Here is an 8,345-nt window from a genome sequence, read left to right as displayed (position 1 = left end):
TTCTTGGCTAAGATACGGAGGGAGTCGGTTCCCCAAGGTGTCTCAAATGTGGTGGCCGAATACACTGGCTTGACCCCTGGCCCTTTGCCCTTTACACTTTCCTATGGCACCCCGGGCGCAAGCAGCGCCCAGGCCAAAGACAGCGGGGGGCTTAAGGCCTTAAACATCCCGCCGAGGCGCTTGCAGGGGGAGCGTTTCTCGAGAAGCCCGAAAAGTTGGCTGGGGTTCCCCTGCCCCAAAGGGAGGAAGGCGTGCCCAATAAGCGTAACGTTGAGCTTCTTGCCGCCCTCAAGGAAAACCTTGAGCGGGCCCATGGCTCCTTCTTCCTGGTGAACTACCAGGGGCTTTCCGCCAAGGAAACCCATGCCCTGCGCCAGGCCCTAAAGGAGAAGGGGGCTAGGCTCTTCGTGGCCAAGAACACCCTGATCCGCATTGCCCTCAAGGAGCTTGGCCTGCCCGAGCTGGATGGCCTAGAGGGCCCGAGCGCCGTGGTCTTTTACCGGGACCCGGTGGCGGCGGCCAAGGCCCTTTCGGAGTTCGCCAAGAAGAACCCCAAGGGCATCCCTGAGGCCAAGGGCGGGCTTTTGCAGGGCCAGGTGCTTTTGGCCAAGGACGTGGTGGCCCTGGCGGGGCTTCCCACCATGGATGAACTCAGGGCAGAGCTTTTGGGCGTTTTGCAGGCGCCCATGGCGGAACTGGTGGGGGTCCTGGGCGGCGTGGCCCGCGAGCTGGTAGGCATCCTGGAGGCGTACGCGGAGAAGAAGGCGGCATAGGAGGTGGAAGATGGCTTTGGACATCGAACGCATTAAGGAAGAGCTTTCTCAGGCTACGGTTTTGGAACTCAAGCAGCTCATCGACGTGCTCAAGGAGACCTGGGGCGTGACGGCGGCGGCTCCGGTGGCGGTGGCGGCGGCTCCTGCTGCGGCCCAGGCTGCGGCTCCCGTGGAGGAGAAGACGGAGTTTGACGTGATCCTCAAGGACGCCGGGGCCAAGAAGCTGGAGGTCATCAAGGAGCTTCGCGCCATCACCGGCCTGGGCCTCAAGGAGGCCAAGGACCTGGCGGAGAAGGGCGGTCCCGTCAAGGAGGGCATCCCCAAGGCCGAGGCCGAGGAGATCAAGAAGAAGCTCGAGGCCGTGGGCGCGGTGGTGGAGCTCAAGTAACCCTCCGCTTCCACGGGGTGCCCCCCAGGCCCTTTGGGTCTGGGGTTTTGCTTATGGGGCTATGGGAAGGCTTTGGGATTGGGGATACCATGGGAGCCATGGCGGATCTTCCCCGGGTGGTGGTGGGGTTGACGGGGGCTAGCGGCATGCCCTATACCCTGGACCTTTTGGAAACCCTACAGGGCCTTGCCGAGGTGCACCTGGTCTTAAGCCAGGGGGCCAAGCGGGTCTTGTGGGAGGAGATGGGCCTAAGCCCGAAGGACCTCTACCCCTTGGCCGGCCGGGTGTACAAGGACGGCGACCTCGGTGCCCCCATTGCCTCGGGTTCCTTCCGTACCCAGGGCATGGTGGTGGTGCCCTGTTCCGCCACCACCCTTAGCAAGATCGCCCTGGGCCTGGCGGATACTCTCCTCACCCGGGCAGCCTACGTGCACCTGAAGGAGCGGCGCCCCCTGATCCTGGTGCCCCGGGAGGCTCCTCTGCCCCTTCCCACCCTTAGGGCCATGGTGCAGGCGGCGGAGGCCGGGGCCTTGATCCTGCCGGCAAGCCCCGGCTTCTACCACCGGCCCAGGGAGATCCGGGACCTTTTGGGCTTCATCACCCAGCGCATCCTGGACCACCTGGGTTTGAGCGCCGAGCGGGCTCCCCGCTGGGGTGAAGCTTCTTCCTGAGGGCCGGAGGGCTTTGCGCCCAGGTGGGGGGCTTTTTCCAGGCCAGACCTCCCTCTTGTCCGCTCCTAGCCTTCCCCATACGTGACGCTTTTTTACGCAGATGCGGTGATACGATATTCCTGATGACCCTCACTTCCGAGCAGAAACTGGTGCTGGACACCGTGCGCCAGGTGGCCAAGGAGGTTCTTTACCCCCTGGCCCCGGAGTACGACCGCACGGGGGAATACCCCTGGCCCCAGCTGAAGGCCCTGGCCGAGCTGGGCTTTTTGGGCATGACCACCCCGGAGGAATGGGGGGGCGTGGGCCTGGACTCCGTCACCTGGGCCCTGGCCCTCGAGGAGATCGCCGCCGCCGATCCCAGCGTGGCCGTGGTCCTTTCGGTGACCAGCGGCCTTCCCCAGTACATGCTTCTTCGCTTCGGCACCGAGGCGCAAAAGCGCCGGTATCTGGTTCCTTTGGCCCGGGGGGAGTGGATCGGGGCCTTCTGCCTCACCGAGCCCCAGGCGGGTTCCGATGCTGCCGGCATTCGCACGGAGGCCAGGAGGGTGCCCGGGGGCTATGTGCTGAACGGCACCAAAAGCTGGATCACCTCCGCAGGCCAGGCCCACCTCTACGTGGTCATGGCCAGGGGCGAAAAGGGCATCAGCGCCTTCCTGGTGGAGAAGGATACCCCTGGCCTTTCCTTCGGCCCCCCGGAGGCGAAGATGGGCCTCCACGCCGCCCATACCGCCGAGGTGCGCCTCGAGGGGGTTTTCGTGCCCGAGGAAAACCTACTGGGTGAGGAGGGAAGGGGCTTGGCCTATGCCCTGGCGGGCCTGGACTCGGGGCGCATTGGGGTGGCGGCCCAGGCGGTGGGCATCGCCCGGGGGGCCTTTGAGATCGCCAAGGCCTACGCGGACCAAAGGGAGCAGTTCGGCAAGAGGCTAAGGGAGCACCAGGCCATCGCCTTCAAGATTGCCGACATGCACGTGAAAATCGCCGCCGCCCGGGCCTTGGTGCTGGAGGCCGCCAGGAAAAAGGACTCCGGGGAGCGGTTCACCCTCGAGGCCAGCACCGCCAAGCTCTTCGCCAGCAGCGTGGCGGTGGAGGTGACCCGGGAGGCGGTGCAGGTCCTGGGGGGCTACGGCTACCACCGGGACTACCGGGTGGAGCGCTACTACCGGGACGCCAAGGTGACGGAGATCTACGAGGGCACCTCGGAGATCCAGCGCCACATCATTGCCCGGGAGCTTTACCGGTAGCCTGCCTAGGCCCTTCCCTTTCTCATCCTCCCGCCTTAGGGTGGAAAGGGTATGGTCCGCCGCCTCCTTTTCCTCTCCCGGCCCCTCTACTGGCTTTACGAAAAGCGCCTCCTTAAGGAGGTGAAAGGAGGCCCAGTTCCCAAGCACCTGGGCCTCATCCTGGACGGGAACCGGCGCTACGCCAGGGCCTTGGGGTTATCCCCCGTGAAGGGGCACGAGTTCGGGGTCCAGAAGGCCTACGAGGTCCTGGAATGGTGCCTGGAGATGGGCATTAAAACCGTGACGGTCTGGGTCTTTTCCACGGACAACTTCAGGCGCCCCCCCGAGGAGGTGGAGGAGCTCATGCGCCTTTTCGTGCGGGAGGCGGAAAGGATGGCGGAGGACCACCGCATCCTGGAGCACCAGGTGAGGGTGCGCTTCATCGGGCGGCGGGAGGGATTCTCCGAGGAGGTGCTGAGGGCGCTGGAGCGCCTCGAGGCCAAGACCCAGCGCCACCAGGGCATGGTGCTGAACATCGCCTTGGGTTACGGGGGGCGGGAGGAGATCGTGGACGCGGTGAAAAGACTTCTTCTGGAGGCTTGGGAAAGAGGCCTTTCCCCCAAGGAACTTGCGGAAAGGCTTACCCCCGAGGACATCGCCCGTCACCTCTACACCGCAGGCCTTCCCGACCCCGACTTCATCATCCGCACCTCGGGGGAGATCCGGCTTTCCGGCTTCCTCCTTTGGCAGTCGGCTTACTCCGAGTTCTACTTCGCCGATGTGCTCTGGCCGGAGTTCCGGAAGATTGACTTCTTGAGGGCTCTCAGGAGCTACCAGGCCCGCGAAAGGCGGTTTGGGCGTTGACAAAAAGGAGGGTTTCGTATACCCTTACAGGCAAGATGCTGGCCCTTGAGAAAAAACTCGGCCGCCGGGGGGTAGGGTAGCCCCAGAGGGTTCCTTCTCCCCCGGCCCGAGTTTGGGCCGGTTTTCTTTTTGGGGAGGAGCGCATGCGGGAATGGAAGATTATCGATTCCACCTTAAGGGAAGGGGAGCAGTTTGAAAGGGCCAACTTTTCCACCCAGGACAAGATCGAGATCGCCAAGGCCCTGGACGAGTTCGGCGTGGAGTACATCGAGGTGACCACCCCCATGGCCTCCCCCCAGTCCCGGAAGGATGCGGAGGTCCTGGCCTCCTTGGGCCTCAGGGCCAAGGTGGTGACTCATATCCAGACCCGGCTGGATGCGGCCAAGGTGGCGGTGGAAACCGGGGTGCAGGGCATAGACCTCCTTTTCGGTACCAGCAAGTACCTCAGGGCCGCCCACGGACGGGACATCCCCCGGATCATCGAGGAGGCCCGGGAGGTCATTGGCTACATCCGCGAGAAGGCCCCCCACGTGGAGGTGCGCTTCTCCGCCGAGGACACCTTCCGCTCCGATGAGCACGACCTTTTGGAGATTTACCAGGCCATCGCCCCCTATGTGGACCGGGTGGGTCTGGCGGATACCGTGGGCATCGCCACCCCCAGGCAGGTCTATGCCCTGGTGCGGGAGGTAAGGCGGGTGGTGGGCCCGCATGTGGACATAGAGTTCCACGGGCACAATGACACGGGCTGCGCCGTCGCCAACGCCTTTGAGGCCATAGAGGCGGGGGCCACCCATGTGGACACCACCATCCTGGGGATCGGGGAGCGGAACGGGATCACCCCTTTAGGGGGCTTTCTGGCCCGCATGTACACCCTGCAACCCGAATACGTGCGCCGGAAGTACAAGCTGGAGATGCTTCCCGAGCTGGACCGCATGGTGGCCCGGATGGTGGGGGTAGAGATTCCCTTCAACAACTACATCACCGGGGAAACGGCCTTCAGCCACAAGGCGGGGATGCACCTCAAGGCCATCTACATCAACCCCGAGTCCTACGAGCCCTATCCGCCGGAGGTCTTTGGGGTGAAGCGCAAGCTCATCATCGCCTCCAAGCTCACGGGCCGGCATGCCATAAAGGCGCGGGCGGAGGAGCTTGGCCTCCACTACGGGGAGGAGGAGCTAGCCCGCATCACCCAGCACATCAAGGCCCTGGCGGATAAGGGTCAGCTTACCTTGGAGGAGCTGGACCGAATCTTAAGGGAGTGGATCACGGCATGAGGCTAAAGGTTCTGGAACTCCTCCTCCGTGAGGCCGGCTTGCTTCAGGATCTTTTTGAAGGTGCCCTTGGGAAGCTCTCCGCTATGGAAGGGAATCACCACGATCCGGCCATCGGGATGGGCGTAAAGCCGGTGCCCCCCTCTGGTCATGCGCTCCGCAAACCCCAGGCGCCGAAGCTTTCTGGCTACTTCCTCAGGTCTAGGCGGCATCTACCCCCACCTGCACCGTGCGGACATCTGGGGGAAGAGGGCGGCCTGTTTCCTTCAGGTAGGCCAGTACCAACTCCAAGGCTTCTTTGGCATGGGCCAAGGCTTCCTCGGGGGTTCGGCCAAAGGAATGGGCTTCGGGAATGGCGGGAAAATCGGCGATCCAGATGCCCGGGGTTTCTGGGTCCTCATAGACGAGGGCGGTGTAGGTCATACCCCCAGTATAGGGGGGCAATCCAGAGCCAGCTCACCCTCGAGGAGCTGGACCGGATTCTCAGGGGGTGGATCAGGGCATGAGGCTAAAGGTTTTGGAACTCCGCCGTGAGGCCTACGCCCTTAAGGAGGCCAAGGAAGGTGTCCCCCTTAAGTTCCCTGCGGTGAAAGGGGACTACCGTGCGCCGGCCATCGGGGCGGATAAGGACCTTCTCGGGTCTAGGCGGCATCCACTCGCACCTCTACCCATTCCTCCTCGGCCTCGGGGATGGGAAGGCCTTTGGCCTTCAAGGCTTCCAGCATGGCCTCGAGGGCTTCTTGCACATTGCGGATGGCCTCTTCACGGCTATCCCCGTCTTAGCGCACCCCGTATACCGCGGGGACCTCGGCCAGCCAGACCCCAGGTTCTTCAGGGTCGGGATAGGCCCGGATCCGGTAGCGCTTCATATCTCCTGTATAGGAGGCGGGCATGGGCATGACCTTGGCGGAAAAGATACTTTCCAGGAAGGCGGGAAGAGAGGTGCGGGCCGGGGAGCTGGTGGTGGTGGAAGTGGACCAGGTGATGGTGGTGGACTCCATCGCCGGGAGCTTTTTCAAGCGCCTGGCCTACCTGGAGGCCACCCCCCGGTACCCGGAAAGGGTTTCCATCGTCATCGACCATGTGGCCCCGGCGGCGAACCTGGAGGTGGCCAAGGCCCAGAAGGAGATCCGGGAATGGGGAAGGAAGCACGGCATCCGGGTCTTTGACGTGGGAAGAGGCGTGTGCCACCAGGTGCTCATCGAGGAGGGCCTGGCCCAGCCGGGGTGGATCGTGGTGGGTTCGGACTCCCACTCCACCACCTACGGGGCGGTGGGGGCCTTCGGCACGGGCATGGGGGCCACGGATATCGCCCTGGCCGCCGCCAGCGGCCGTACTTGGTTCAGGGTGCCGGAAAGCGTCAAGGTGGTCTTCCGGGGGGGGCTTCCTAAGGGGGTTACCGCCAAGGATGCCGCTTTGGAGATGGTGCGCCTTCTCACCGCCGAGGGGGCCACCTACATGGCGGTAGAGATCCACCTCCAGGACGGGGCCGAGGCCCTAGGGCGGGGTGAGCGCATGACCCTGGCCAACCTCACCGTGGAGGCGGGGGCCAAGGCGGGGCTGGTGGTGCCCTCGGGGGAGATCCTGGACCTTTACCGGGTGCCTGACTGGCTCTACCCCGACCCCGACGCCCGGTACGTGCGGGAGGTGGAGATCGACCTTTCCACCCTTTCCCCCAGGGTTTCCGTACCCTTCTACGTGGACAACGTGCAGGAGGTGGCTGCCGTCCGGGGCAAGCGGGTGGACCAGGTGTTCATCGGCACCTGCACCAACGGGCGCATAGAGGACCTGAGGGCCGCCGCCGAGGTGTTAAAGGGGAAGAAGGTGGCCCCCGGGGTGCGCCTTTTGGTGATTCCCGCAAGCTCCCAGGTTTTGGAGGAGGCCACCCGGGATGGCACCCTGCTCACCCTGCTGGAGGCCGGGGCCACCATCGGCACCCCTGGATGCGGTCCTTGCATGGGGCGGCACATGGGGGTTTTGGCCCCGGGAGAGGTGTGCGTGTCCACCAGCAACCGCAACTTCCGGGGGCGGATGGGGGCTCCCGATGCCGAGATCTACCTGGCAAGCCCCCGTGTGGCGGCGGCCAGCGCGGTGGCCGGGTATATCGCCACCCCCGAGGACCTAGCCTCTTTGCCTCAGGAGGAAGCCCATGTCTAGGGTTTGGAAGTTTGGCGACCACATCAACACGGATGACATCCTTCCCGGCAAGTACGCTCCTTTCATGGTGGGGGAGGACCGGTTCCACACCTTCGCCTTCGCCCACCTGCGGCCCGAGTTTGCCAAGGAGGTGAAACCCGGGGACATCCTGGTTTTCGGAAGGAATGCCGGGCTTGGCAGTAGCCGGGAGTACGCCCCGGAGGCCCTGCGCAAGCTGGGCATCCAGGTGATCATCGCCAAGAGCTACGCCCGCATCTTCTTCCGCAACCTGGTGAACCTGGGGATCATTCCCTTTGAGTCGGAGGAGGTGGTGGATGCGCTAGAGGACGGGGATAGGGTGGAGCTGGATCTGGAAACGGGGGTTCTGGTGCGGGGAGGGGAGCGCTTTGCCCTTCGCCCCCCGCCGCCCTTCCTCTTGGAGGCTTTGAGGGAGGGTTCCCTTTTGGACTACTACAAGAAGCACGGCCGCTTCCCGGGGGAGTAGACTGGGGTTTATGGAGGACCTGGAGATCGCCTGCCCGGTGTGCGGCGAGGTCAGCGTGGTGCTGGCCGAGGACATGGAGACCCTGGAGGTAGGGGACGTGCTGGAGTGCGAAGCCTGCGGCGCCTTTTTGGAGGTGGTCTCCTTGGATCCCCTAGAGGTGGAGGTGACGGAGGAGGGCCTCGAGGCCTTCTTCGTGGACTGCCCCCGTTGCGGCTACACCTTTGAGGTATCCGAGGAGGATCAAGGCCAAGAGGTGGAGTGCCCGGAATGCGGCTTCCGGTTCGTCCCTGACTGGAGTGAAGTGGACGAGGAGGACGAGGAATGGTAGCCACTTGCCCTGAATGCGGTGCGGAGCTGACTCTGGAGAACCCGGAGCTGGGAGAGCTTTTGGTTTGCGAGGACTGCGGTGCGGAGCTGGAGGTGGTGGGGCTGGACCCCCTTCGCCTGGAGCCCGCCCCGGAGGAGGCGGAGGACTGGGGAGAGTGAGGCCATCCCCTTAGGGTAGGGAGCCTCGAGG

The 8,345-nt window shown here is 64.3% G+C and carries 13 protein-coding genes; 10 read left to right on the top strand and 3 right to left on the bottom strand.

The window, feature by feature from the left end:
- The first annotated feature begins 251 nt into the window (after positions 1 to 251).
- The 6 genes from rplJ (at position 252) to lysS (ending at position 5,190) form a co-directional block, all read left to right on the top strand.
- Complete coding sequence (gene rplJ, locus C2847_RS10990; protein WP_105318389.1) at positions 252 to 773, top strand: 50S ribosomal protein L10; 522 nt, start codon at positions 252 to 254, stop codon at positions 771 to 773.
- Positions 774 to 783: 10 nt separating this feature from the next.
- Positions 784 to 1,161, top strand: a complete 378-nt coding sequence (gene rplL, locus C2847_RS10985; RefSeq protein ID WP_105318385.1) for a 50S ribosomal protein L7/L12 — start codon at positions 784 to 786, stop codon at positions 1,159 to 1,161.
- Between the two features lie 89 nt (positions 1,162 to 1,250).
- Positions 1,251 to 1,832, top strand: coding sequence for a UbiX family flavin prenyltransferase (locus tag C2847_RS10980; protein ID WP_208619954.1), 582 nt, complete (start codon positions 1,251 to 1,253; stop codon positions 1,830 to 1,832).
- A gap of 122 nt (positions 1,833 to 1,954) precedes the next feature.
- Positions 1,955 to 3,073, top strand: coding sequence for an acyl-CoA dehydrogenase family protein (locus tag C2847_RS10975; RefSeq protein WP_105318384.1), 1,119 nt, complete (start codon positions 1,955 to 1,957; stop codon positions 3,071 to 3,073).
- 51 nt (positions 3,074 to 3,124) lie between these two features.
- On the top strand, positions 3,125 to 3,916 hold the full coding sequence (locus C2847_RS10970; protein WP_105318383.1) for an isoprenyl transferase: 792 nt from the start codon (positions 3,125 to 3,127) through the stop codon (positions 3,914 to 3,916).
- Between the two features lie 143 nt (positions 3,917 to 4,059).
- Positions 4,060 to 5,190 (top strand): homocitrate synthase, encoded by a 1,131-nt coding sequence (gene lysS, locus C2847_RS10965; RefSeq protein WP_105318382.1) that lies wholly within the window; start codon positions 4,060 to 4,062, stop codon positions 5,188 to 5,190.
- A gap of 2 nt (positions 5,191 to 5,192) precedes the next feature.
- Here the strand turns inward: lysS and C2847_RS10960 are convergent, their stop codons facing one another.
- The 3 genes from C2847_RS10960 to C2847_RS12355 all read right to left on the bottom strand — a co-directional run bounded on the left by C2847_RS10960 (position 5,193) and on the right by C2847_RS12355 (position 5,839).
- The gene (locus tag C2847_RS10960) at positions 5,193 to 5,399 is read right to left on the bottom strand and encodes a type II toxin-antitoxin system HicA family toxin (RefSeq protein WP_105318381.1); all 207 of its coding nucleotides are present in this window, start codon (positions 5,397 to 5,399) and stop codon (positions 5,193 to 5,195) included.
- A complete protein-coding gene (locus C2847_RS10955; RefSeq protein ID WP_105318380.1) occupies positions 5,389 to 5,610 on the bottom strand; it encodes a type II toxin-antitoxin system HicB family antitoxin in 222 nt (73 codons plus the stop codon). The genes C2847_RS10960 and C2847_RS10955 overlap by 11 nt, the downstream gene beginning before the upstream one ends.
- 85 nt (positions 5,611 to 5,695) lie before the next feature.
- On the bottom strand, positions 5,696 to 5,839 hold the full coding sequence (locus C2847_RS12355; protein ID WP_164835712.1) for a hypothetical protein: 144 nt from the start codon (positions 5,837 to 5,839) through the stop codon (positions 5,696 to 5,698).
- Positions 5,840 to 6,078: 239 nt separating this feature from the next.
- On the opposite strand from C2847_RS12355, the gene C2847_RS10945 reads away from it, so the two are divergent.
- Genes C2847_RS10945 through lysW form a run of 4 tightly spaced genes read left to right on the top strand, consistent with a single transcriptional unit; the run spans position 6,079 to position 8,314 of the window.
- Positions 6,079 to 7,344, top strand: coding sequence for a 3-isopropylmalate dehydratase large subunit (locus C2847_RS10945; protein WP_105318379.1), 1,266 nt, complete (start codon positions 6,079 to 6,081; stop codon positions 7,342 to 7,344).
- Entirely contained in the window at positions 7,337 to 7,828 is a 492-nt protein-coding gene (locus C2847_RS10940; RefSeq protein WP_105318378.1) for a LeuD/DmdB family oxidoreductase small subunit, read from the top strand. The genes C2847_RS10945 and C2847_RS10940 overlap by 8 nt, the downstream gene beginning before the upstream one ends.
- Positions 7,829 to 7,838: 10 nt before the next feature.
- Positions 7,839 to 8,156 carry a paraquat-inducible protein A gene (locus C2847_RS10935; RefSeq protein ID WP_105318377.1) on the top strand — a complete coding sequence of 106 codons (318 nt, stop codon included), beginning with the start codon at positions 7,839 to 7,841 and terminating at the stop codon, positions 8,154 to 8,156.
- Positions 8,150 to 8,314: a lysine biosynthesis protein LysW gene (gene lysW / locus C2847_RS10930; RefSeq protein ID WP_038040644.1), complete on the top strand. Its 165-nt coding sequence runs from the start codon at positions 8,150 to 8,152 to the stop codon at positions 8,312 to 8,314. The genes C2847_RS10935 and lysW overlap by 7 nt, the downstream gene beginning before the upstream one ends.
- Positions 8,315 to 8,345: the final 31 nt, after the last annotated feature.

It is taken from the genome of Thermus tenuipuniceus (assembly GCF_002964845.1).
Classification (GTDB): Bacteria; Deinococcota; Deinococci; order Deinococcales; family Thermaceae; genus Thermus; species Thermus tenuipuniceus.
This window is presented reverse-complemented; position numbering and strand designations above follow the sequence as displayed.